General features: G+C 32.0%; 24 protein-coding genes. 1 reads left to right on the forward strand and 23 read right to left on the reverse strand.

Annotated elements, in window-relative coordinates; all coding sequences use genetic code 11:
- Positions 1-5: 5 nt before the first annotated feature.
- The 21 genes from HMPREF2586_RS10035 to cmk all read right to left on the reverse strand — a co-directional run bounded on the left by HMPREF2586_RS10035 (position 6) and on the right by cmk (position 22,113).
- A complete protein-coding gene (locus tag HMPREF2586_RS10035; protein WP_070658559.1) occupies positions 6-2,723 on the reverse strand; it encodes a helicase C-terminal domain-containing protein in 2,718 nt (905 codons plus the stop codon).
- A gap of 25 nt (positions 2,724-2,748) precedes the next feature.
- Positions 2,749-3,720 carry a biotin--[acetyl-CoA-carboxylase] ligase gene (locus HMPREF2586_RS10040; RefSeq protein ID WP_070038193.1) on the reverse strand — a complete coding sequence of 324 codons (972 nt, stop codon included), beginning with the start codon at positions 3,718-3,720 and terminating at the stop codon, positions 2,749-2,751.
- Entirely contained in the window at positions 3,704-4,912 is a 1,209-nt protein-coding gene (locus HMPREF2586_RS10045; protein WP_070658561.1) for a CCA tRNA nucleotidyltransferase, read from the reverse strand. The genes HMPREF2586_RS10040 and HMPREF2586_RS10045 overlap by 17 nt, the downstream gene beginning before the upstream one ends.
- Positions 4,905-6,053, reverse strand: coding sequence for an N-acetyl-alpha-D-glucosaminyl L-malate synthase BshA (gene bshA / locus HMPREF2586_RS10050; protein WP_070038201.1), 1,149 nt, complete (start codon positions 6,051-6,053; stop codon positions 4,905-4,907). Before bshA ends, HMPREF2586_RS10045 begins: the two co-directional genes overlap by 8 nt.
- Before the next feature lie 32 nt (positions 6,054-6,085).
- Positions 6,086-6,403 carry a nucleotide pyrophosphohydrolase gene (locus tag HMPREF2586_RS10055; RefSeq protein ID WP_019468926.1) on the reverse strand — a complete coding sequence of 106 codons (318 nt, stop codon included), beginning with the start codon at positions 6,401-6,403 and terminating at the stop codon, positions 6,086-6,088.
- Between the two features lie 326 nt (positions 6,404-6,729).
- On the reverse strand, positions 6,730-7,425 hold the full coding sequence (locus HMPREF2586_RS10060; protein ID WP_046208235.1) for a zinc metallopeptidase: 696 nt from the start codon (positions 7,423-7,425) through the stop codon (positions 6,730-6,732).
- A 37-nt stretch (positions 7,426-7,462) separates the two neighbouring features.
- Complete coding sequence (locus HMPREF2586_RS10065; protein WP_070658563.1) at positions 7,463-8,065, reverse strand: DUF1405 domain-containing protein; 603 nt, start codon at positions 8,063-8,065, stop codon at positions 7,463-7,465.
- Positions 8,066-8,069: 4 nt separating this feature from the next.
- Positions 8,070-8,630, reverse strand: coding sequence for a YpiB family protein (locus tag HMPREF2586_RS10070; RefSeq protein WP_046208233.1), 561 nt, complete (start codon positions 8,628-8,630; stop codon positions 8,070-8,072).
- Between the two features lie 21 nt (positions 8,631-8,651).
- On the reverse strand, positions 8,652-9,899 hold the full coding sequence (locus HMPREF2586_RS10075) for a tetratricopeptide repeat protein (protein WP_070812732.1): 1,248 nt from the start codon (positions 9,897-9,899) through the stop codon (positions 8,652-8,654).
- A gap of 3 nt (positions 9,900-9,902) precedes the next feature.
- The gene (gene aroA, locus HMPREF2586_RS10080; RefSeq protein WP_070658566.1) at positions 9,903-11,201 is read right to left on the reverse strand and encodes a 3-phosphoshikimate 1-carboxyvinyltransferase; all 1,299 of its coding nucleotides are present in this window, start codon (positions 11,199-11,201) and stop codon (positions 9,903-9,905) included.
- Between the two features lie 9 nt (positions 11,202-11,210).
- Positions 11,211-12,278 (reverse strand): 3-dehydroquinate synthase, encoded by a 1,068-nt coding sequence (gene aroB / locus HMPREF2586_RS10085; RefSeq protein WP_070658568.1) that lies wholly within the window; start codon positions 12,276-12,278, stop codon positions 11,211-11,213.
- A 26-nt stretch (positions 12,279-12,304) separates the two neighbouring features.
- Entirely contained in the window at positions 12,305-13,471 is a 1,167-nt protein-coding gene (gene aroC / locus HMPREF2586_RS10090; protein ID WP_046208229.1) for a chorismate synthase, read from the reverse strand.
- Between the two features lie 387 nt (positions 13,472-13,858).
- The gene (ndk, locus tag HMPREF2586_RS10095; RefSeq protein WP_070038216.1) at positions 13,859-14,308 is read right to left on the reverse strand and encodes a nucleoside-diphosphate kinase; all 450 of its coding nucleotides are present in this window, start codon (positions 14,306-14,308) and stop codon (positions 13,859-13,861) included.
- A 124-nt stretch (positions 14,309-14,432) separates the two neighbouring features.
- Positions 14,433-15,386: a polyprenyl synthetase family protein gene (locus tag HMPREF2586_RS10100; RefSeq protein WP_176745335.1), complete on the reverse strand. Its 954-nt coding sequence runs from the start codon at positions 15,384-15,386 to the stop codon at positions 14,433-14,435.
- Between the two features lie 26 nt (positions 15,387-15,412).
- Complete coding sequence (locus tag HMPREF2586_RS10105; RefSeq protein WP_070658792.1) at positions 15,413-16,114, reverse strand: demethylmenaquinone methyltransferase; 702 nt, start codon at positions 16,112-16,114, stop codon at positions 15,413-15,415.
- A gap of 17 nt (positions 16,115-16,131) precedes the next feature.
- Complete coding sequence (locus tag HMPREF2586_RS10110) at positions 16,132-16,689, reverse strand: heptaprenyl pyrophosphate synthase subunit A (protein ID WP_070658570.1); 558 nt, start codon at positions 16,687-16,689, stop codon at positions 16,132-16,134.
- A gap of 327 nt (positions 16,690-17,016) precedes the next feature.
- The gene (locus HMPREF2586_RS10115; protein WP_019468914.1) at positions 17,017-17,289 is read right to left on the reverse strand and encodes an HU family DNA-binding protein; all 273 of its coding nucleotides are present in this window, start codon (positions 17,287-17,289) and stop codon (positions 17,017-17,019) included.
- Between the two features lie 169 nt (positions 17,290-17,458).
- A complete protein-coding gene (locus HMPREF2586_RS10120) occupies positions 17,459-18,457 on the reverse strand; it encodes an NAD(P)H-dependent glycerol-3-phosphate dehydrogenase (RefSeq protein ID WP_064208936.1) in 999 nt (332 codons plus the stop codon).
- Between the two features lie 16 nt (positions 18,458-18,473).
- A complete protein-coding gene (gene der, locus HMPREF2586_RS10125) occupies positions 18,474-19,784 on the reverse strand; it encodes a ribosome biogenesis GTPase Der (protein ID WP_046208224.1) in 1,311 nt (436 codons plus the stop codon).
- Positions 19,785-19,980: 196 nt separating this feature from the next.
- The gene (rpsA, locus tag HMPREF2586_RS10130) at positions 19,981-21,159 is read right to left on the reverse strand and encodes a 30S ribosomal protein S1 (RefSeq protein ID WP_070658580.1); all 1,179 of its coding nucleotides are present in this window, start codon (positions 21,157-21,159) and stop codon (positions 19,981-19,983) included.
- Between the two features lie 297 nt (positions 21,160-21,456).
- Complete coding sequence (gene cmk / locus HMPREF2586_RS10135; RefSeq protein ID WP_064208934.1) at positions 21,457-22,113, reverse strand: (d)CMP kinase; 657 nt, start codon at positions 22,111-22,113, stop codon at positions 21,457-21,459.
- A 78-nt stretch (positions 22,114-22,191) separates the two neighbouring features.
- On the opposite strand from cmk, the gene HMPREF2586_RS10140 reads away from it, so the two are divergent.
- Positions 22,192-23,166, forward strand: coding sequence for an asparaginase (locus HMPREF2586_RS10140; RefSeq protein ID WP_070658582.1), 975 nt, complete (start codon positions 22,192-22,194; stop codon positions 23,164-23,166).
- Between the two features lie 85 nt (positions 23,167-23,251).
- Here HMPREF2586_RS10140 and ypdA read toward each other — a convergent pair whose 3' ends face one another.
- Positions 23,252-24,238, reverse strand: coding sequence for a bacillithiol disulfide reductase YpdA (gene ypdA / locus HMPREF2586_RS10145; RefSeq protein WP_070658583.1), 987 nt, complete (start codon positions 24,236-24,238; stop codon positions 23,252-23,254).
- Between the two features lie 231 nt (positions 24,239-24,469).
- Positions 24,470-25,705, reverse strand: coding sequence for a LysM peptidoglycan-binding domain-containing protein (locus HMPREF2586_RS10150; protein ID WP_070812733.1), 1,236 nt, complete (start codon positions 25,703-25,705; stop codon positions 24,470-24,472).
- Positions 25,706-25,714 lie beyond the last annotated feature (9 nt).

A 25,714-nucleotide genomic window follows, 5' to 3' on the forward strand; every position in this document is an offset into this window, starting at 1 on the left:
AACTTCTAGTTGCGCGAGTTACTTTTATGATGTATTGTCTCTTTTTTTATTTTTTTAAGTAAGCTTGAAAATTGTTTTATATCGCCTTTCTTTTGACGATAACTTTCTAATGATTGTTCAAAGAATTGTTTGTAATTACTTTTAATTAAACGATCATCAAATGATACGATGATACCTTTATCTTGCTCATTTCTAATAAGTCTGCCTAGTCCCTGCCTGAAACGAGTAACAGCATCAGGTAAAACGAAATCTTTAAATGTGGAAGTGAATTCAGATTCCATTAACCAATATTTCGTATTGTTATGATTCATAAAAGGTAATTTTGTAATCATTACACACTTGATACCATTTGATTGGAAATCAAAACCTTCAAAAAATGTGCTAGTCCCTAATAGGATGGCTTTAGAAAAACTATTGAATTGCTGTACAATTTTATAGTTTTGATTTTGTTGTTGTGTGAGTATTACGTAATCCTCAAACTCAGGTAATTCATTCAAGAGTTCTTGTACCATATGCATCATCTTATAACTAGTGAATAGAATTAAACATTTTGATTCAATAACTGTTGTATATTCTATAACATAATTGACAATAGAGCTCACATAGTCATCAATATTTTTATAATTATATGAAACGACATCATTTGGTATAAATACAGTTGTCTGGTTTGAAGATACTGTTGCAGTATCAAGCTCATAAGTATTGAACATGATGTCCTTATTAAACCATTGCTTGAAATTTTCAAATGAGTGATTAAAAGTTAAGGTACCTGAAATAAATGTTAGTGCATTAAATTTATCTAACACTTGTTTTGTTAATATTTCTTTCACATCATAATCTTTCACATTTAATTTGATTGTAGATTTTTGGTTAATGTTTTTAATGGATAAATAACAAGTATGATTATTTTTTAAACTAGTTTCAATTGCTCTAAATTTATCATTAATATAAAGTAATTGTTTTCTTACTGTTTTAATTGTTTTATGGCTCATGCCGTTAAAGAATTCTAAGGTCATATTTAATTTATGAATGATGGCATGCAAATCATTTAAAATAGGTGTTACATCAAAATGATATACAAAATGAACTTTATGCACTTCATCATCATGTATTTCTGATTGTTGGATGCTATTAAACATCGTACTAAACAATTGTTCGTTTAAATCATGTATTTCATTGATATTTGTTTTAAGGCCAAAAACATCGATTGGTGGTATATCTAATTTTTCAAGTATACGTTGTTGTTCTAAATGGTCGATAGCGGCAAGTAGTTTATCGTTTTCAGTTTTACCAATTAAGCCTAATTGGTATTTGACATCAGAATAGCTTAATTCATTCGTAACTTGGTTTAATGTGTAATCAGGTAACCTATGGGCTTCGTCAATGATACAATCATCAAATAATTGATAAATTGTATTGTCATGTGAAGCATGTATTAAATGAGCGTGATTTGTTATACCAATTTGTATATTTTTTGCGTTGCGCTTAATAAAATTAAAATAATTAATGTCATTACGCACTGGAACATAAGTTTCTAACTTTTGTTCATAATACATTTTTTGTCCGCCTTTTAAATCTAACTCTTGTATATCTCCAGTATGTGTTTCTGTAATCCAGATCAATAATTGCATTTTCAAAATGCTAACTTCGTAATTATTAGATTCATCTTTTAAGATTTGACTGATTAATCCTAACGAAATATAATCTCGTTTACTTTTGATTAAAGATGCATTTATTTTAAAATTCAATGCTGATTTTAATGCAGGTATATCTTTTTCCAACAACTGATTTTGTAATAATTTTGTATTTGTAGAAATCATTACATGTTTTCCTGTTTGTATGTTATACATTAGTGAAGCTAATAAATATGAAAATGATTTACCACTCCCTAACGGCGCTTCAATCATAGCTTTCTCGCTATGCATCAACTGTTCTAATATAATTTCAGCTAAATATAATTGTTGGGGTCTATATGTTAAATTTAATTTTTCAGTAATGTCTGTATAAAGATCTTTTAAAGTTCCGTCAAAGTTTACTGTGGGCGCTTTAAAATCTCTTTGCTTTTTATAAATAATCTGTTCAAATTGTTCGAAATCTTCACTTAGTTGTTCATGGTTATGGTTTCGAGCCATTTCAAAAAGAATATCATGTAAATCATATTTTAAATTTTTACTTAAATAATAAAGTTGTTTTAAAGTATCTAAATGTAGTGCTTCGAATTTATTGAAAGCAAGTATCATAAGTTGTGCAGTCGTTGCAGCATCTTCATCCGCACGGTGGGCATTATTTAACGTAATACCATGTGCTTCTGCTAATTCACTTAATTGATAACTTTTATCTGTTGGGAAAGCAACTTTAAACAATTCTAATGTATCTAATACTTTTTTGGGTCTATATCTGATATTACATTTTTTAAATGATTTTTTTATGAAATTTAAATCAAAAGTTACATTATGTGCGACAAAGATACAGCCTTCAAGTTGTTTGTATATATCGTCAGCAATTTCATGGAAATATGGTGATTGCTTTAGCATTTCATCTTCAATTGAGGTTAATGCTTGAATAAAAGGAGGAATTTCTAAATCTGTTTTTACCATAGAGTGATAGGTGCCAATTATTTTATTATCGCGGACGAAAGTAATACCAATTTGAATAATTTCATCGTAGTCTAATTGGTTGCCTGTTGTTTCTAAATCAACAACAGCGTAGCAAGGCTGTGTCATTTTCATTCCTCCTTTTCTTATAAATTTATAGTTCTATATCTGCACTCATGAGTTTGTGTTGTGTCTGTTGCTCATCAATGACAATTAGATAACCATGCTCATCAATATCTATAGCTTCACCTTGAAATTGTTGACCATTTTCAGTGAATTTTAAAGTTCTATTCCAAATATTTGAAGCTTCAATGTATTCATGTCGTATCGTGGAAAATGGCTGGCTTAAAAATTGATGGTAACGTTTTTCAATCTGATTTATTAATTGCTCTAATAAATGATAACGATGTATTTTTTGGTTAGCATGTATTCTTAAGCTCGTGGCCTTTGATTGCAACTCACCATGAAAATCTTCAGGCAAGTGATTCATATTTATGCCAATACCGCATATCACCGCTTCTATACCATCACTATTAGCTACCATTTCAGTCAAAAATCCACAAGCTTTTTTTCCTTCAATATAGATATCGTTTGGCCATTTAATCGTTACTTTCTCATTACTAAATTGTTGCATTGTATCTCTGATACCTAATGCCATAAACAAGTTAAACTTTGTTATCATTTCAAATGGGACATTTGGACGTAACACAATAGACATCCATAATCCTTTGCCGCGTGATGAATCCCATGGTCTATTGAAGCGCCCTTTTCCTTTCGTTTGCTCATCACTTAAAATTAAAAAGGTGTTTGAGTTTCCAACTAATTTTTGTTTTGCGAGTAACTGTGTGGAATCAACTTGCGCTTTGACCTCTACATGATCAAACATTTTTTGTTCATCGATTAAAGGTTCTACAATCCCACTATACCATTTATCAGGTAGTTCAATTAAGCGATGTCCTTTATGGTTAATTGATTCAATTTCACACCCTTCTTGCTTAAGTTGATCAATTACTTTTTTGACTGCTGTTCGAGAAATTGCAAGATGTTCTGCAATAAACTGTCCAGAAATATATTCTGACTGGTTTGTATATAAGATTTGAATAACATCTTTACTGTATTTCGACATGTGACTTCACCCACCTAATGATTTCTGGTTTAATATTTTGAACATCTCTATTGATAATAGCAATCTCAATATCTCTCAATAGTGTTTTTAGCCAAGGACCGCTTTGCTTATTAACTGCCTCAAGGATATCTTTACCATTAATATCAATATCCTTTCTTGAGTGAATAGGTAACTTTTTAGATTCTTCTTTTACAGATTGTATATTTATAATAAGCGGTGAAAAAGAAGGTAAATGGTTTTTAATATGTAAATCAATGAAATTTAATATTAATAGTATATCTTGTTCACCATAATCATAAAGAAGTATTTTAAAGTCTGATTTAGATTTAATATTGGGTAATTGATTAAGTAGCCGTTCTAATTTACCTATATACTTTTTTTCATTATTACTAATTTTTAAATCATTAAGCGCACCATTTACTAAAGGTTGTTGTGCTTTCAATAAAGCTACAAATAAAGTGAACGGAATGGCTTCATCTAAAATAAAATCATTTAGTTTATAATGTTTGAAAAAAGGAATGTAATTAAATGCATTCAAGTACTGTAAGTTTTCAAAACTACAGGCTACATACTTACCAGAAGTGAGTTTTTTTAGTTCAACCACAATTCGTTCAATTGATAAATATTTAATATCATGGATATGTGATTTCATACCATAAAAAGTTTCATTTTCTAATGCAAATCCTAATTGTGCTTGAAAACGTAGACCTCGAATAATCCTTAACGCGTCTTCATTAAAACGTTCATGCGCATTGCCTACGGTTCTAATTATGTGATTTTCAATATCTTGTTGACCATTGAAGTAGTCGTGAATATGAAAATCGGCGTCCATAGCTATTGCATTCATTGTGAAATCACGTCTTTTAACATCCTCATATAATTCACGCACAAAAAAGACTTCGTTAGGTCTTCGATGATCATCATAATCACCTTCTGCACGAAATGTTGTTACTTCATAGTGTTCACCATTATAGACAACATTGACTGTGCCATGTTCTCTACCTATAGGAATTGTCTTTTCGAAAATAGCTTCTACTTCTTCAGGCGTCGCACTCGTAGTAATATCAATATCGTGTATTGTTTTATGCATTAGATAATCTCTCACAGAACCCCCAACAAAAAATGCTTGGTAATGGTTAGATTGTAAAGTTTTTAATATTGGTTTTGCTTGTTCGAATAATGTTTTAGTCATGATTACCCTCTAACATTTTTTTATAATAATATTCATATTGGTCTGCAATTAAATCTGAAGAAAAACGTTCAGCAACATCATCCAGCATTTGCTGCTGCATTTTTTTATAAAGTTCATCATTTGTCAACAATTGTAACGCATACGTACTGGCTGTATCACTATCACCAATATTTACTATAAAACCTGTTTCGTTATGTTTAATTACTTCTTTGATACCTCCAGCAGTAGAGCCAATTGGAAGTACACCTGATTTCATTGCTTCTAGCAATGTGAGACCAAAGCTTTCCTTCTCACTTAATAATAATACTAAATCTGATATTTGATAAAATTCACTCACCCAATTTTGTTTACCTAAAAATAACACAGCATCTTCAATGTCTAATTCACGTGCTTTTGCTTTCATATCCATTAATTGAGGTCCATCACCTAATAAAATAAGTTTTGATGGCAATTTTTGGTGTATCTTTGCGAAAGTTTCAATGATTGTATCAATTCGTTTGACTGCTCTAAAATTAGAAACGTGAATAATCACTTTTTCTTCAGGTTCTATCCCGTAACAAGCTTTTAATTTGATATCAGATTCAGTTGGCATTGAATGTTTTGTAGGGAATTCATTTTCTCTAACGAAATTATAAATTGGAATGATTGTTTTATCTGTTTCAATAATATCAGTCGTTTGTTCTGCAAGTGATTTACTGACACTTGTGACTACATCGCTACCTTCTATACCAAATTTAATCGCATTTTTTAATGAGTGATCATATCCCAATACTGTAATATCAGTGCCATGTAAGGTAGTCATTATTTTAATGTCTTTACCAGACATGTGTTTTGCTAAGATACCACAAACAGCATGCGGTACGGCATAATGCATATGTAATAAATCTAGGTCATACTCATTGATTACTTCAGCAATCTTGGTACTTAAGGTAATATCGTAAGGCGCATATTGGAATACAGCATATTGATTCACTTCAACTTGATGAAATGTAATATTAGGTAAAGGTTTTCTAATTCTAAAAGGTATATTCGATGTTATAAAATGGATATCATGTCCTCTTTCTGCTAATTTGATTCCCAATTCAGTGGCGATAATTCCAGAACCACCCATAGAAGGGTAACATGTAATTCCTATTTTCATAGGTGGCACATCCTTTCTTAAACAATATCAATCTATTTTCTTTCAAAACGATTTTTATCTCGTGTATTAAACTTATCCATTGTTTCGTTAAAACTTTCAGTCATATCTATATCTAAGGAATTAGCTATACATAGTAACACGAATAAATTATCTCCAAGTTCTGCCTTTACCGTGTTTGCAGCTTCACTATCTTTTTTCTTTTTTTCTCCATAAAAATGATTGATTTCTCTTGATAACTCTCCTACTTCTTCTGATAACCTTGCGAGATTTGCTAGAGGTGAAAAGTAGCCAGTTTTAAATTGATTTATATAGTCATCTACTTCTATTTGCATGTCTTTCATCGATTTCATGATAAACGCCTCTCATTCTATCAGTTTCTTTTATAGTATAGACTAATTCTATGATTCATGCATTATTCCTGCAACCTTTATACACTATTCAATATGAATTAAGTAGTTAAATTAAATGATAATATGATATGCTGAGGTATAACAATAATAGATGTAAAGAAAGTCATCTTTTAAATCTATATTAAAAAAATAATTGTATACATAAAAAAAGAGATTGGGCAAAATGATTGCCTCAACCTCTTATCCTAATTTTATCAACCTAAGCGTTGTGAAACAGTGAAATAAATTTAAATAATTTATATTTCTGTCTCATTTGCATGGATAAATTATTCACTTGATCTAGCGATTAAAATGAAACGTGCAAGTTCTGCTAATGCTACAGCAGTGGATGCAACGTAAGTCATTGCAGCAGCTGATAATACTTTTTTTGCATGGCGATATTCTTTTTCATTAACAATATCTAAGCTTTTAATTTGTTTCATTGCTCTACTACTAGCATCAAATTCGACTGGCAAGGTAACAATTGAGAACAATACTGCGAATGACATTAATGCAATTCCTATCCAAAGTGCAGTTGAACCCAATGTACTCTGTAAACTCGTTAAAACAATACCAGCAAACACTGCCATGTAACCTAAAGAACTACCAATATTTGCTAAAGGTACTAATGAAGTTCTAAATCTTAAGAAGAAATATCCTTGGGCATGCTGTATAGCATGTCCTACTTCATGGGCTGCAATTGCTGTACCAGCAACTGAAGGTCTATTGAAGTTTGCTGGTGATAAGACAAGAACTTTTTTACTAGGATCATAGTGATCTGTTAGAAATCCTTTACCTTCGACAACATCTACATCATAAATTCCATTTGAATGGAGTATTTCAAGCGCTACTTCACGCCCTGTTTTCCCACTAGTTGATCTCACTTGAGAATACTTTTCATAGTTAGATTTAACCTTGTGTTGTGCCCATAGAGGCAGAACCATTAAAATAACAAAGTATATAATCATATAAATAAAAGACAAAAATCCTCACTCCTTTATAAACATTTTACTGTGGACGTTAATAATGGTCAAATATTTTATCTTTTTTAAATAGAGTTAAACTTAAATATAAAACTAAAGGTATAACGCTTAACCAGAATGCTAAGTATGCAATTGCTTCAATGTGACTTGCAATAAAATCATAAAAAGGATATTGCATAAATACATAATCGATAATGTCATTATGAACCACCCATATCATCGCTACGAAAAAGGCAGAAATCGTCACTTTAAATCTTGGATAAAAAATAAAACCTTCAATTGCCATAATGCCGTGAGAAAGTATCAACATACAACCTGTAATTGTAATCATATCGTATTGAATAAAAAGAATGATATTCATAATTACAGCCCATACTCCATACTTGATTAATGTGACAAAAGCGAGTGCTTCGATGATTGGTAAGTTCTTGTTAACAATCAACCCTAGAATAGCAATACATAAAAATAATGATGCAGTTGGGCTATCAGGTACAAATGGTATAAATTGCCAAGGTGTAGCACTCATTTGTGAACCGTACCAAATATACCCGTAAACTGTGCCTAATAAATTACATATTAATAAGAAATACAGCATACCTTTATTAAAAATGATAAGTTGCCATAGTGAGTAAATGTTCATATAGTCAATCCTTCGATAATGTATTAAGATTCCTCAACTTAAATGTATTTAGGATTTGAGATAATTGATAAAATAAAGCTCTATCCTGAAGTTGCAGACTTAAGTCAATATTGTCTTGTAAATATTTGATAATAGATGATTCACTTTTTTTTGATAATGGCAAACCATATATATCTTGAATATATACGGCATAATATGGAGAGTGAAGTAATTGTGTTAACAATAAATCGTCTAATTTCGTATCTCTAGAATCTTCTTTATTTAAATATAATTTGATATCAAAAAAGATATTTTGATTTGCGATATAGTCAAATATTTTTTCATTATTAATATATTGTTGATCCTCTACTATAAGTTTTATGGCGATGTTGTCTGTATTCACAGTTGCAATTTCTAAAGTGTTATGACTGGGAATTTGCTCATCTACAAAGTATATTTTTTGTAAAAGTTCAGGTGAGGATTTTATCAAATTTAATACCCATACACTAATTCGAGATTTAAAACGATACTGAAATAATACGTATTCTATAAAACTTGCTTTTAATTGTTGTAAGGTATCAGTCAATATACTCACCTTCTTTACTTTTTAGAATGATTGCAATCTTTCAGCTTCATCATGCCAAGTTTCGTTCGATGGGTCTATTTCTAGCAATTGCTTTAAGATTTGTTGTGTTTGTTCTATATAACCTATTTCAACTAAATAGAAATAATAATCACTTAAAAATGCTGATTGCGTTCTCATGGTTGGATAGGCTAATTCAAAGAAATGTTGTGCTTCTTTATCTCGCTCTTCTTGACCTAAAGCATGTGCTACATGCCACATAAATACGGGATCTAAATCTTCTTCATCTACATATTGTAATAAGCTAATAATTGAATCGTAATCTTCTTCTTGTCTAAAGAAATCACTCAAGATTAAAAGTGGTTCTTGATAAGCATTATCTACGTCTAAGGCTTGTAGTAACAATTGTACACCTTCATTAGCATCTCCGTGTTCTATTTGAATACTACCTGTTGATACCATTAATTCTTTATAAAATTGACTCAAGCGCAACCCTTCTTTACCAATTTCAATGGCATCTGCATGATTATGCTCGTTTTCAAATAATTGTTGTAGATAAAAGTAGCCCTGTAGGAAGTCTGGATCTTTTGATAATAGTGTTTGCACTAATTTGATAGCTTCCTGTGTTAAGTCATTTTTTTCATAAGCAATGGCCTTTTTGAAGTATATTTCTGAATCCATTTCATCTTCGCTGATTTCATTGAACATTGTGATGGCATCACTATAATTTCCACTTTGTAAGCTACAATCAGCTAAACGTGAGAATAAATTAACATTATTGATTTGATATTCTCCCGTTTCTAATACCGTTTCATATTCCGAAGAAGCACGTAAATATTGACCATCAAAATAAAGTAATTCTGCCAATGCGAAATGTATGATTGGGTCGTTTGGTTCAATATCAATAGCTTCTACTAATTTATCTATAGCCACTTCAAGCATATTTAATTGTTGGTATAAATCTGCTTCTAGCATCAAACGTTCTGTAGATAGTTCAACAGTGCTTAAATATTCTAATGCTTCATCTGTTTGATCTTCCGCAATCAGTCCTTCAATGAAATAAATTAACAGTTCACTTTCATCTGGGTATTTGTGATAAAGTGTACGAAATACTTCAAGACCTTGTGGCATTAGTCCAAAGTTATATAATGTTTCACCGAGTATAAAGAGCGCATCATCTTTTGGAGAACTTAGCGCGTCATTTACCCGTGTATCTAAGTTATCTAGTTTTTGTAAGTTGATATCATCTATAAGTTTATAGATATCTTCCATACTTTATCCCTCTTTTTCTAATTGATTAAATTTAGCTAAGAAACCTGGGAAGGAAACATTGACTGCATCAAATTGATCAATCGTTAATGTATCACTAGTTAGTAAAGAAGTTACAGCAAGCATCATACCAATGCGGTGATCAGTAAAGCTATCCACTGTGGCAGTTTGTTCCAATCTTGATGGATGGATAATCATGCCGTCACTTGTTGGTTGTAAGGTGAAACCTAATAAATTCAACATGTTTGCCGTAGTGTCAATACGATTGGTTTCTTTGACCTTTAATTCTTCCGCCTCTTTTATAATACTTGTTCCATTTGCTTGAGTACAAAGTAAGGCGATAACTGGTAATTCATCAATCGCTCTTGGTACCAATTCACCTTCAATATGGATAGGTTTCATATTTGGTGTATATTGTACGCGTATTGAAGCGGTAGGTTCTGAACCATTAGTTTGATTGAATAAAGTTATATTGCCATCCATTTGTGTCACGATATCTATGATACCTGAACGTGTTGGATTTATGCCAACATTGTGAATTGTAATATCACTTCCTGGAGTTATCAACCCTGCAACAATGAAATATGCAGCTGAGGAAATGTCCCCAGGTACATGAAAATCAGTGGCAGTAATAGGTTCAATACTATTTTCAGGTAATTGAATCATTTTATCATTGTAAGTAATCGGAATTTGATAATGTTCAAACATTGTTTCTGTATGATTGCGCGTTATACCTATTTCAGAAATCGTTGTTTTTTCGTTTGCAAACAAGCTTGCAAATAATATTGCACTTTTAACTTGAGCACTTGCGACTTCCATTTGGTATGATATGCCTTTAATTTGAGCAGGTTTGATGATTAAAGGCGTAAAGTTATGATTCACACCTGAAATATCTGCATTCATTAACGTTAGAGGTTTCATAATTCGATCCATCGGTCTTTTACCAATAGAAGCATCACCAGAAAGGACTGCTTCAATGCCTAGTCCGCATAATAATCCAGCAACTAAACGTGTCGTCGTTCCAGAATTGCCAGTATAGAGTACTTGATGTGGTGTTTGGAAAAATTTATATCCAGGTGAGTTTATTTCAATTTTATCTTCTAAAATTTCTATTTCGACACCAAGTAGACGGAAAATTTCTACTGTACGAATACAATCTTCACCAAGTAAGGGTTTATATATCGTTGACCTACCTGATGCTAATGAGCTTAAAATAATCGCTCTATGTGTCATTGACTTATCTCCTGGAACTTCTATTTCTCCAATCAGAGGACCATTTATATCAATTGTTTTACTATTAACCAATTATGCCACCTACTTTTTAAAATATGTTTGTAATGTCGTGAAACTCTCTACTAAAGTGGATTTATCGACATGTTTAACCACAGGATTTCCTATACCTTCTAATAAAACCATCTGTACGCCTTGTTGGTCATTCTTCTTATCTCTTAACATTAATTCATAAAGTGAATCGAATTTGAAGGTATTGATGATATTTAATGGATAATCTAGAGAACTTAAATAATTGACGTAATGTAAAATATCAAATTTTTGGTTTAAAATATGGTTCGATACGATGAATTGAAAAAGAATGCCAATCATCACGGCATGACCGTGTGGTATTTTAAATGTGTATTCAACGGCATGACCAAAAGTATGTCCTAAATTTAAAAATTTACGAACGTTTGATTCTTTTTCATCTTTTACAATAATATTTAACTTTGTCTCTATGCCTTTATAAATATAATATTCCATTTCATCTAAAGACGCTAACGTTGTCTTATCATAAAAATGTGATTCAATATTACGTGCTGCATCGGCATCAGTTAACAATGCATGTTTATATACTTCAGCGTAACCACTCAATATTTCTGTATAAGGAAGCGTTGAGAGAAAATTCAAATCATAGATAACCGCAGTTGGTCTATAAAATGCACCAATTAAATTTTTACCGTGTTTTGAATTGATTCCCACTTTACCACCAACACTAGAATCATGTGCTAATATCGTCGTAGGTACTTGGATAAAATCAACGCCTCTCAATAGGGTAGCAGCTAAAAATCCAGCGAAATCACCGGTAGCGCCACCACCTATTGCAATGATGCAAGTATTTCTAGTCAAATTTTTGCTCAATAATGTTTCTATAGTCTCTGCATAATAATCTAGAGATTTTGTAGACTCACCTGACGGTACAGCCAACATGTGAGCATCGTATTCAGATGTAATAAATTCTAATGTATCATCCCATTTTTGAGCAATTGTATTATCTACGACTAGTACAATATCTTTGTAATTTTCAATGTAATGACGTAAATGTTTTAGCGCGTTATGTTCTATGATAATAGGATAATTATTAGTCTCATACGTAGTTTGTAATTTCATCGATATCACCTGGCTAATCTTATAATTTAGTATTCAATATTCAACAAGCGGCGTTCTTCAATTTGTGATTTTAATTGCTCGATATGATTACATTGGAATTCTTCTAATAATGCTTTTGCAAGTTCAAAAGCAACGACATTTTCTACTACAACACTTGCAGCTGGAACGGCACAACTATCAGAGCGTTCAACAGAAGCTTTAAAAGATTCTTTAGTATTAATATCTACTGAATTTAGCGGTTTATATAATGTTGGAATTGGTTTCATAACACCATTGACAACAATAGGCATTCCGTTAGACATACCACCTTCAAAACCACCTAAATGATTTGATCCTCTGTAATAACCATTGTTTGTATCATAAAGTATTTCATCTTGTATTTCACTGCCAGGTTTTTCGGCTGCTTTAAATCCTTCTCCAAAACTGACGCCTTTAAAAGCATTAATACTTACAACCCCTTGAGCAATTCTACCATCTAATTTACGGTCATAATGTACATAACTGCCGATACCAATTGGTACTCCTTCAATAATAGTTTGTACAACACCGCCAATAGTATCTCCTGCCTTTTTGGCGTCATCAATTTTATCTCTCATTTGTTGAGCAATATCATCATTAATCACACGGACATCATTTTTATCAATATTAGATTTGATTGTTTCAAGGTCATAAGCTAAATCATCTTTAATACCACCAATTTCCATAACTCTACTATAAAAATGAATATCGAGTTGCTTTAGTAATATTTTCGATACAGCACCTACAGCCACTCGCGCAGCAGTTTCTCTAGCAGAAGAACGCTCTAATACATTTCTTAAGTCTCGATGATTATATTTCATACCGCCGATTAAATCGGCATGACCTGGACGTGGTTTTGTAATTACGCGCTTCATGTTTTCTTGATCTTCATCGCTAATAGGATCAGCGCCCATGATTTTTCTCCAATGTTTAAAATCATCATTTGTGACAATAAGCGTGATTGGACTACCAAGCGTATATCCGTTACGTACCCCAGATACAATTTCAACACTATCTTTTTCAATTTGCATGCGTCTACCTCTACCGTATCCACCTTGACGTTTAAACATTTCTTCATTTATATCGGCAGCATGAATTTCTAAATTTGCTGGCACACCTTCAATAATTACTGTTAGTTGCGGACCATGTGATTCTCCTGAAGTTAAATATCTCATTATTTACCCACTCCGTTCTTTAGTACTTTAAATGATTATATGTTCCTTATCTTATCACATTCAATTGTTCAAATTAACAGAAAAATTTCAAATAACTAAACTTTATAAGATTTCCTTACATACAACTATAACATCTGTCTAAAATTCAGTAATAACTTAAGATATTAAACGACTTCACTTTAGAATGCAATTGCAACTTTTATACAAAAAAACACCTTCGCATAAATTCATTTTATTATGAATACAACGAAAGTGTTTTGATTTTACGGATACGACCATGAATCGCATTTTTACTATTATTTTTTATCTTTATTGTTGAGCGTATTAAATAATTAAGTTAATAACGCATATCATCTTACAAGTAATGGTGTATAGATTCAACGATGATTATTCGTATAACCATGCTTCACGTGATTCTGTAAAATCACTTAATTCTTCTGCATTAAACCAAAGATTGATTTCTTTATTAGCAGATTCAACTGAATCTGAACCATGAATAATGTTTCTGCCTACAGTTAAACCAAAGTCTCCTCTGATTGTACCAGGTGTAGCTTCTGATGGATTTGTTGATCCAATAATGTGACGCGCAATATGTACTGCATCTTCACCTTCTACAACCATTGCAAATACAGGTGCAGAAGTAATAAAGTCGATTAAATTGCCATAGAATGGTTTATCCGTATGTTCAGCATAATGTTCTTCTGCAAGCGATTTAGGTACTGTCATTAGTTTAGCACCTACAAGTTTTAGTCCTTTACGTTCAATACGTGAAACGATTTCACCTATCAAATTACGTTGAACCGCGTCCGGTTTAATCATTAAAAATGTTCTTTCCATTGTGTGTTTATCCCCCTGTTAGTGATGTAAGTTTTATAAAAATACAAAACAAAATATTATAATGTCTTGAAGCACATTATAATATTAACAGTTAATTTAAGCGCTTTCAATGCTTTTCACACAATTATACGTTTCTTTTCCCTACTTTTTTAATAATTTTTTTAAATATTGGTTTAGCATCATCTTTTTCTAATTGATCAATAAGATGAAGCGCTTTATCTAAATATCTATCGCTAATTGCTTGTGATTGTTTTATGACATCAGAATGTTTAACGGTTTGTATACATTTATCAAATAAGGATTGATCACTGTTTGGGCCAAGTTGTTCTATTTGTGATTTAAACTCAGGATTTTTACGCATTTCTAACAATACTGGTAACGTTAAATGGCCGTTCATTAAATCACTGCCCACTGGTTTTCCTAATTTCTTTTCAGTACTAGTAAAATCTAGAATATCGTCAACGATTTGAAAACTCATACCAATATAATGACCAATCATTTTCAAATTACGAACCGTTTTGGCATCAGCATGTGAAGCAATTGCTCCAACTTCTGTTGATAATTGTATAAGCAATGCAGTTTTACGTTTGATTCTTCTTAAATAATTAGTAATTGTTTGATGTGCATTGAATTGATCTTGAAACTGGTACAATTCACCCATGCATACTTCGACAATTGCACTAGATATCACTTTATGTACTCGGTTATCCTCAATATTTGAAATATGTTCTAAACCGACAGCTAATAGAAAATTACCTGTGAGAATTGCAGTGTCTTGATCCCATTTTTTGGCAATCGTTAAACTACCGCGACGTTTATCACTTTTGTCAATAACATCATCATGTACTAAAGTAGCCATATGGATTAATTCGAGTGCTACAGCAACACGATAGACATCTTCATTAATTTCTTCGCCAAATTGACTACTTAATATTACAAAGGCAGGTCTTACACGTTTTCCGCCTGATGAAAATAAATGATAAGAAGCATCTTCTAAGATTTGATCCTTACTTATTAATGCTTCTTCCAATCGCTGTTCAATTATTTTAATTTCATTGTTCATATTTAACTTTGACACAGTCATCACCTTTGGTTGTTTCATTTTTATTTATAGCCTAGGTGCATCGCTGCAACGCCACCAGTGAAGCTACGTACCTTAATATTACTAAATCCTGCTTGTGAAAATAAACGCTTTAATTTTTCTTTGTCTGGAAAATCAAAAGTAGATTGCTGTAACCATTCATATTCATCTTTCGATTTCGCAAATATTTTACCAAATATAGGCATTATAAATTTAAAGTATAATTTATAACATTGTTTAAATATTGGAGCAGTTGGTTGACTTGTTTCTAAGCAAACAACCATTCCACCAGGCTTTAAAACTCGATTTAGTTCTTTAAGCGTTGCAAGGTAATCAGGTACATTACGTAAACCAAAGCCAATTGTGACATAATCAAATTCATTATCCTCGAATGGTAAATGCATTGCATCACCATGAATGAGTTGGATATTTTGCATGTCCGCTGTTTTCTTTTTACCTACTTCAAGCATGTTTTCACTAAAATCTACACCTAATACTTCACCAGAAGGACCGACTGCTTTGCTTAAAGAAATGGTCCAGTCTGCCGTTCCGCAACAAACATCTAATGCTTTGCTACCATCTTTAACATTCATTTCTTTCATTACGCGTTTTCTCCATGTCTTGTGTTGTTCAAAGCTGATGATGTTGTTTAGGCGATCATATTTTCCAGAAATATTTTGAAAAACGTTATGTACTTGTTCTTTTTTTAATTTATTATCTGCCATCATTGATTACCTCTTTTTTAATTAATTTCTAATTTAATTTCTTCTAAAAATGTATTTAGTTCATCTTTCGAATATTTTTTTAAATACGAAGGATGATTTTCTAATAAGTTTGCTAATAATTTTTGATTGATATCTGTTGTTTCTATGTTTGGTACGTATCGATTGATAGTAATAAGTGGAAATTTATTTTCGATTTTTAAAATAAAATGACCGATTTCTTCTTTGGGAATCACTCCGTTATGGATGGAGGATTTCATTTCATTAATTTCAACAATCGCTGAACTAATTTGCTTTTGAAAAATTGGATCATGTAACTTCGCTAATAATGTATAAAAGTGAGCGCTTAGTAAATCACCAATCAAAATGGCTTTCTTAGAGGATAAATTTTTGGAAACCTCATCTAAATGACGCATCGCAGTATCTATAGTGAGGCAAGCTAATTTAGCATCTTCAGGTATATCATAAGAATCAAGGATTTTTGCTAATACTTCATTTATATAAATAGCGTCATAATGATGTATACCTTTCAAGCGTTGGGTAATTTGTTTTTCAAAAATACTTAATGTCGTTTCCATGTTCACACCTCACGTTATTATCAATATACATATTAACATTATATAGGGAAAATTAAAATCAACGGTTTTCAAAGTGATAAATATATACGTTTTATGTATTTTGTGAATAGTAAAAATTATAAAAATAAATGAATTATGTTTGTTTATTATCTTTATAAAAACTAAATTGATGTTTGATCACTTTAAAAATCTCTTAATATCATATCATCATATCGAATGATACCATATTAAGAGACTTAGTTTACAATCTATTTTTATTTGTATTTAAAAGTTTTTACCAAAAGAAAAAAAGCCCCTGTAACAAGGGCTTCACTTTTAAGTAAAGAATTATTTAACTGCATCTTTTAAAGCTTTACCAGCTTTGAATGCTGGAACTTTGCTTGCAGGGATATCAATTTCTTTACCAGTTTGTGGATTACGTCCTTTACGAGCAGCACGTTCACGTACTTCGAAATTACCGAATCCAATTAATTGTACTTTTTCACCTTTAGAAAGTGATGTTTGAATTGATTCGAATACTGCATCTACAGCTAAACCAGCTTCTTTTTTAGTTAAATCAGCTTGTTCTGCAACAGCATTGATTAAATCTGTTTTGTTCATTATGAATTCACCTCCCCTAGGGTTTATAATGATAACTTAATATCATTATGGTATGACTTTAACACAACGAATACTGCAACTGCAATGATTTATGTGTAAAAAACGTTGAATTAATAGGATTTTAATATCAAATTGTTATATATTTGCAAAAAAGTGTAATAGTTCTATCTTATTCGGCCTTTTTGCCCCGTCCCATTAAGTCTTTGACGCTTTCATCAACAGGTTGATTTTCAAACAAAACTCTATATAATGCAGTTGTAATTGGCATATCAATATGATGTTCTTTAGCTAAATTATAAACTGATTTTGTAGTATATACACCTTCAACCACCATATTCATTTCTTCTAATGCTTTTTCTAGTGATTTACCTTCACCTAATTTATACCCTAATGTATAATTTCTAGAATGAGTAGACGTGCACGTTACAATTAAATCACCAATACCACCTAAACCTAAAAAGGTCAATGGATCTGCTCCTAATTTTTCACCAAGTCGACTTATTTCAGCCAAACCTCTAGTCATTAATGCCGCTTTGGCATTGTCTCCGAAGCCCATGCCTGAAATTACACCGCTTGCAACAGCTATAATATTTTTTAATGCGCCACCCAATTCTACGCCTACTAAATCGTCATTCGTATAAACTCTTAAATAATCATTCATAAATAAATCTTGAGCTAGTTTACTCACTTCTGGTGATTTAGAAGAAGCAGCCACTGTAGTTGGTTGTTTGATAACAACCTCTTCAGCATGGCTTGGACCTGATAGTACACCAATACCTGCATTATGTTCAGAGCTAATTGAGTCTTCTAACATTTCAGAGACGCGTTTATAAGTATCGTTTTCTATTCCTTTAGCAACATGGATAAAAGTTTTTTTCGATGTTAAGTGTGAATCAATTTCACTTGCAACTTCCCTCATCGCTTTTGTAGGTAAAGCCATGAGATATACATCTGAATGCGCTATTGCTTTATGAATATCTGTTGTTGCGTTAATTGATAATTCAAGTTGTGCATTTTTAAGATATTTAGTGTTTGTATGAAATTCATTTATTTCATTAACAGTCTTTTCATTTTTTCCCCACATTAATACTTGATGCCCGTTTTCAGCTAAGACATTTGCTAATGCCGTACCGAAACTCCCAGTACCAAAGACAGCTATATTAGACATGTAACCCCTCCATTTATTAATTTCTTCTTCTAGTTATGATGTGTACAGGTGTACCTTCAAATCCAAAGGCAGCTCTGATTTGATTTTCAAGATAACGTTTATAAGAAAAATGCATTAATTCTACGTCATTTACAAACACAACAAATGTTGGAGGTTCTATTGCAACTTGTGTAGCATAAAATACGTTTAATCGACGACCTTTATCTGTTGGTGTAGGATTCATAGAAATTGCATCTGTAATTACTTCATTTAATGTTGAACTTTGAACACGTTTTTTATGGTTTTCACTCGCTTCCAAAATATACGGGAATAGCGTAGATAATCTTTTTTGTTCTTTTGCTGAAACAAAAGCGATTTGTGCGTAATCTAAAAATTGAAATTCTTTGCGTACTTCGTCCTTGAATTTCTTCATAGTATTTGTTTCTTTATCTACAGCATCCCATTTATTGACAACGATAACAATCGCTTTTCCTTCTTCGTGCGCATAGCCAGCAACACGCTTGTCTTGTTCTATGATACCTTGTTCAGCATCGATAACTACTAAAACAACGTTTGATCGCTCTATCGCTTTAAGTGCACGTAAAACTGAGTACTTTTCTGTATTTTCATATACTTTACCTTTTTTACGCATACCAGCAGTATCTATGAGCACATAATCTTGATCGTCATAGCTATATTCAGTATCAACAGCGTCTCGAGTTGTTCCAGCAACATTGGATACTATGACTCGATTTTCACCTAAAATCGCGTTAACTAAGCTCGACTTACCTACGTTAGGGCGACCAATAATTGATAAACGAATTGTATCCTCGTCATATGGATCGGGCTCTTCTTCTTTGAAATTTTTAACTACTTCATCTAATAAATCACCTAATCCTAAACCATGTGAACCAGAAATTGGATACGGATCTCCAAAACCTAGTGAATAAAAATCATAAATTTCATTTCGCATTTCAGGATTATCAACTTTATTCACTGCCAATACAACGGGCTTTTTAGATTTGTATAGCATTTGAGCTACCATTTCATCACTTTGTGTTAAACCTTCTCTAACATTTACCATAAAAATAATGACATCAGCTTCATCTATGGCAATTTCTGCTTGCGCTCTAATCTGTGTTTGGAATGGTGCATCACCTATTTCAATACCTCCAGTATCAATGATATTGAAATCATGAGTTAACCATTCGCCTGATGAATAAATTCTGTCACGAGTCACACCTGGTGTATCTTCAACAATTGAGACACGTTCACCTACGACTCTGTTAAAAATTGTAGACTTTCCAACATTGGGTCTTCCTACAATAGCAACTATAGGTTTAGTCATAACTAACTTCCTCTCTTTTTTAATCTCTATAATTCTATCATACGGGGTAAGTATTTCAAAAGAAATTATTAATGAATCAATTTAAATGACTTTCATGAAATACAATTAATTTATTGATTGATATGTATACTAAAAAAATAAATCTTGCCCTAACGTAAAAATAGGACAAGATTTATTTTTAGTCTTATGATAATTATTAAAACTTAATATCTTTAAGTTTATCTCCGAAAACATCACCTAGTGTTGGATTGTCTTCGTCTTCATTATTATCTAAATATGATTGTGTTGTTTCACTATCACTTTCAGCAACATTTTCGTCAGGTAATGTTGCTTTAATAGAAAGTGAAATACGTTCATTGTCAATATCGACACTGAGTATTTTAACACTGACAACTTGTCCTGGTTCTAATACTTCACCAGGTGTACCGATGTGAGAATGACTGATTTCTGAAATATGAACTAAACCTTGCACACCAGGTTTGATTTCAACAAAGGCACCAAAGCTTGTAAGTCTGACAACTTTACCTTCGATTTCTTCACCTTCATTGACTTCTCCTCTTAACGATTCAAACGGGCTTGGTAATGTATCTTTAATTGATAATGAAATACGTTCAGAATCTTTATCAACAGATTTTACTTTCACTTTGACTTGATCACCAATTGAAACAACATCTTCTGGTGATTTAACATGCTCATGTGATAGTTCGGAAACATGTACAAGTCCATCTACACCACCAATATCGATAAACGCACCAAAGTTTGTTAAGCGTGCAACTTTACCTTCTATGACATCGCCTTCATTAAGATTATTGAGTAAGTCATCTTTTTTCTCAGCATTTTCTAATGCTTCTACAGCTTTACGACTAAGAATGACGCGATTATTTGCTGGATCTAGTTCTTCAACTTTTAATTTTAGAACTTGTCCTTCAAAATGAGAGAAATCTTCGATGAAATCAGTTGAAATTAATGAAGCTGGTACAAATCCTCTTTGACCAACATCTACTACTAAACCACCTTTTACAACTTCAGTGACTTTAGCCTCGATGATTTCATCATTATCTAATTTTTCTTGTAAAAATTCATATGATTTTTCAGTTTCTAATTGACGTTTTGATAAGATATAAGCACCTGTCTCATTTTCTTCGTCATATTCCACTTTTGTGACATATGCACCGATTTCGTCACCAACTTTAACAGCATCACTAGGATTATCAATATGATGTGTTGAAAGTTGACTTATAGGGATAATACCGTTAAATTTACCTCCATTAACATGTACAATTACTTGTTTATCTTCAATTTCTTGAATTTCACCAGTAACTCTATCCCCTTCTTTAATTTCGTTAATCATTGATTCATTGAATTCTTCAGTCATCTTGTCTGCCTCCTTATTACACTACATATTTATAACATCTTATAATTTGACAGAATTGTCAAGGAATTCCACTTTATAGTGAATACTCTCATTCTATACATTTAAAAATATTAATTGATACTTAACATGTAGATAATAGTTTTAATATCAATAGCAATTTACATTGACTTATATGTAGTACAAGTTTTAAAAACCTACTACGATAATATACCCTGATTTTGATATTTTATAACTTTTTTACACAATTTTAACAAAAGGACTACAAAAAAAATCAATGGATAATATGATTTTATGAATTTAGATATCTTCTACTAATGTCAAAATTTTATCAGTAACTTCTTCGATACTCATACCGGTAGTATCAATAGTTATTGCATCTTCTGCTTTTTTCAAAGGAGATATTTCTCTATTCATATCATAATGATCGCGTTCGGCTATTTCTTTTTTTAATTGTTCTACTGTTGATTGTATATCTCTTAGTTCGTTATCTTTTTGACGACGTAAAGCACGTTCTTCAACAGAGGCAATCATATATATTTTTAAATCAGCATCTGGCAACACAACCGTACCAATGTCTCTACCATCCATTACAATGCCTTTTTGCTGCGCCAACTCTTGTTGCTTTTCAACGGCAAATGAGCGCACTGATTCTTTTGAAGATACATAAGAAACATGATTTGTCACATCATTTTCTCTTAAATAATCTGTCACATCTTGATTGTCTAAAATGACTCTTTGTCCTTTTTCTTCGTCATAAGTTAATGAAAGTTCAGTTGATTCGACAAGTTCAGAAAAATTTTCTGTTTTATTTAATTGTAAATATTTATATGTTATAGCACGATACATTGCACCAGTATCTACATACACCATAGATAACTTGGCTGCCACAAGTTTTGCTATTGTACTCTTACCTGCAGCTGCAGGTCCATCAAGTGCGATATTTATTGGTTTCATTTTAGTAACCCTTCCTTGTTGTTTTATAAATAATATTTTATCATAAATATGTATTTTATAAATAGGAGGAATGCACACATGAAAAAACTTCTTGTCATACATACTGGCGGCACGATTAGCATGTCACAAGATGAATCGAACAAAGTTGTTACAAATAAAGACAATCCAATTTCTAATCATCAAAATATTATTAATCAATATGCTGATGTAACTGAAATAACACCTTTTAATGTACCATCTCCACACATGAATATTGCGTATGTGGAAACTTTAAAACAAATTATAAATCAATCTGAGGATCAAGATGATTATGATGGTTATGTGATTACACATGGTACTGATACACTAGAGGAAACAGCTTATTTATTAGATTTAACAATAGACACCTCAAAACCAATTGTAATCACTGGTGCGATGCGTTCTTCCAATGAAATTGGTGCAGATGGTTTATATAATTTTTTATCAGCAATTAGAGTTGCAATTAGTGATGAATCATTAAATATGGGTGTTATGGTCGTCTTTAACGACGAGATTCATACAGCTAGAAATGTAACGAAAACGCACACTTCTAATACGAATACATTTCAAAGTCCAAATCATGGTCCCTTAGGTGTGATAACAAAACAAAGTGTACAGTTTCATCATAAACCATTTGGGCATTTAGTATTGACTGATATCAATCAATCTTTAAATATCCCACTCGTGAAAGCGTATATGGGAATGAATAGCGATGTTTTGGCTTTTTACAGTGAAAAACAAGTTGATGGGATTATAATAGAAGCGCTAGGTCAAGGCAATTTGCCGCCTACATGTTTAGAAGGGTTGAATCAATGTTTAAATAACAATATTCCAGTTATACTTGTATCTAGATCTTTTAATGGTATTGTCGGCCCTATTTATGCTTATGAAGGTGGCGGTGCAACATTAGAACAAAAAGGAGTTATTTTCTCTAATGGATTAAATGGACAAAAAGCGAGACTGAAATTATTAATCGGCTTAAGTAATCATTTAACTAAAGCACAATTAAAAAAGTATTTTGAAGCTCAATTATAAAAAAAGAGTTGTGATAAGTAACGTTTTATTTAAGAATATTGAAAGTATTCTCAAATAATAATCACTTATCCAGCTCTTTTTTATATTATGACTCTAAAGGCGTTTGCTTTTTAGATAAAATATTTTGAGTGATAATGCCACCATGATACTTACCATTTTCAATAAAAATCGTATTTGCATCATTACCTGCAGCAATCACGCCGGCGATATAACAATTTTCTACATTTGTTTCGTAAGTTTCTTTGTTATGAACTGGTGCTGTCCCATATTCATTTTCATTGATTTCAATTCCAATTGATTCTAAGAAATTATAGTCCGGATGATAACCAATCATTGCAAAAATGTAATCGTTAGGAATCTCAATTACTTCTCCATCTTGCTCATAAATAACACTATCTTCAGTAATTTTTGTGACTTCAGCGTTAAAGGCCATGTTTATTTTTTCGTGTTTCACTAATGACTCAAAATTAGGTAAAATCCATGGTTTAACTGCTTTTGGATAGTCAGAACCACGATAGATAACTGTGACATGTGCACCTGCCTTTTCTAATTCCAATGCTGCATCAACTGCTGAGTTTTTTCCACCAATGATGACAACATTTTGATCGAAATAAGGGTGTGCTTCTTTAAAATAATGTTTTACTTTTGGCAATTCTGCACCTTCTACTTCTAAAGTATTATGTTGACCATAATAACCAGTAGCTACGGTTAGAAATCGACACTGATAAACATCTTTCGTAGTAGTGAGTGTAAAACGATTATTAATTTTTTTAACAGTAAGGACTTCTTCGAAAGCATTGATACGCAGTTGATGATGTTTAACAACTTCTCTATAATACACTAATGCTTGATTACGACGTGGTTTGCTTTCTTCGACAATAAATGGAATGTCGCCAATACTTAATTTATCACTTGAAGAAAAGAATGTTTGATGTGTTGGATAGTTATAAATAGCGTCCACAACATTTCCTTTTTCAATTACTAAAGTATCAATCCCTTTTTTCTTTTGTTCAATAGCGGCACTTAACCCACATGGTCCACCGCCGATGATTATACTTTCTACTGTTTGCATAGTATTTGTCCTCCTTTAACCACCCATTTATTATACCAGTAGATTTAAAAAAACCAAGTGATAGATTTTGAAAATTTGTTTACAAAAATGACTAATTCATATAAAAGCTCCCTACAAAGTTTACTTTTTTAAATGTCTACTTTGTAGGGAGCATATCATGTTATGGATTAGTCCTTTTTTAGGAACAGGCTCGATAATCAAACTTCATTTTATTTGTTAAAGATGAATGTTTTATTGAGGAATAACTAATTGTTGTCCGTTATGAATATCATTACCTTGTAATCCATTTGCTTTTCTGATTTTTTCTACATTTTCAGGAGATCCGCTTCCATAGTATTGGATGGCTATTCTGTAAAGATTTTGACCATTTACAGTATGTGTTTGTTGTCCTGAATTGTTGTTTGAAGCTTGGTTGTTTTGTTGATTGTTTTGGCTGTTAGTTGCTTGACCTTGGTTTGCTGAATCATTACCTTGATTCGTAGCTTGATTATTTTGTTGTGATTGATCATTTTGACTGTTCTGTGCATTTTGATCACTTTGGTTATTTTGATCAGATTCAGTAGCTTGATTTTGATCGCTAGTAGCTGCATCGTCAGAATTAGAATCGCTTTGGTTTGAATTATCATTACTATCTGATTCAGCGTTATCGTCATTATTTGTATTTGCTTTTTCACTATCATCGTCTTTGTTTTTGTCTGAATCTTTCTTGCTGTCCTTGTCTGAATCTGAGTCAGATTTTTTATCTTTGTTGTCCGCTACCTTTTTATCGTCGTTATTACTACTATCATCATTGTTGCCAGTTAATGCCATACCACCAAAAATTCCGATTGCTGCTAAAATTAAAATTGCTGCTACGATTGGTAATATTTTTCCAAATAAGCCGCCTTTTTTCTTTTTATTGTTGTTATCATCATTTGGATCGTTGTTGTGATCACCGTTACCATTATTTCCACCGGAGCCATTTCCATTCGAATGCGCAGCACTTGCTCCAGTGGCACCTGCACCAGCTGCGGCTGCTCCGCCAGCTACGGCAGCGCCTTTTTTCTTATCATTTTTATCTTCAGATTGGTTACCTTCAGAAATGTCGTGATCTTTTTCACTTCTATTTTGATTAATATTGTTATTTTCTGAAGGGTCTTGATTTTTATTGGTTTCATCCGCAACCGTCTTGGATGATGAATGTGTTTCCTGTTGTTGCTTACTGTCTTGTTGACTTGATGTATCATTTTTCTCATCAACAGTTGATTCATTTCCTTCATTTTGATGTGTTGCCGTATCTCTTCTACGTTGTCTTCTTTGGGCATTTCTTGGAGGGAATTGTTCGTCTTGTTTATCAGAAACTTCCTCTTTTACATTGTCAACGGAATCGTTAACAGAATCCTTTACATCATCTCGATGTTCTTTTGGATCAATAGATTGACGATTTTTCTCAAAATCATCTTTGAAATTATTATTAGACAAATTCATCATCCTTCC

Source organism: Staphylococcus sp. HMSC034G07, assembly GCF_001835975.1.
Classification (GTDB): Bacteria; Bacillota; Bacilli; order Staphylococcales; family Staphylococcaceae; genus Staphylococcus; species Staphylococcus ureilyticus.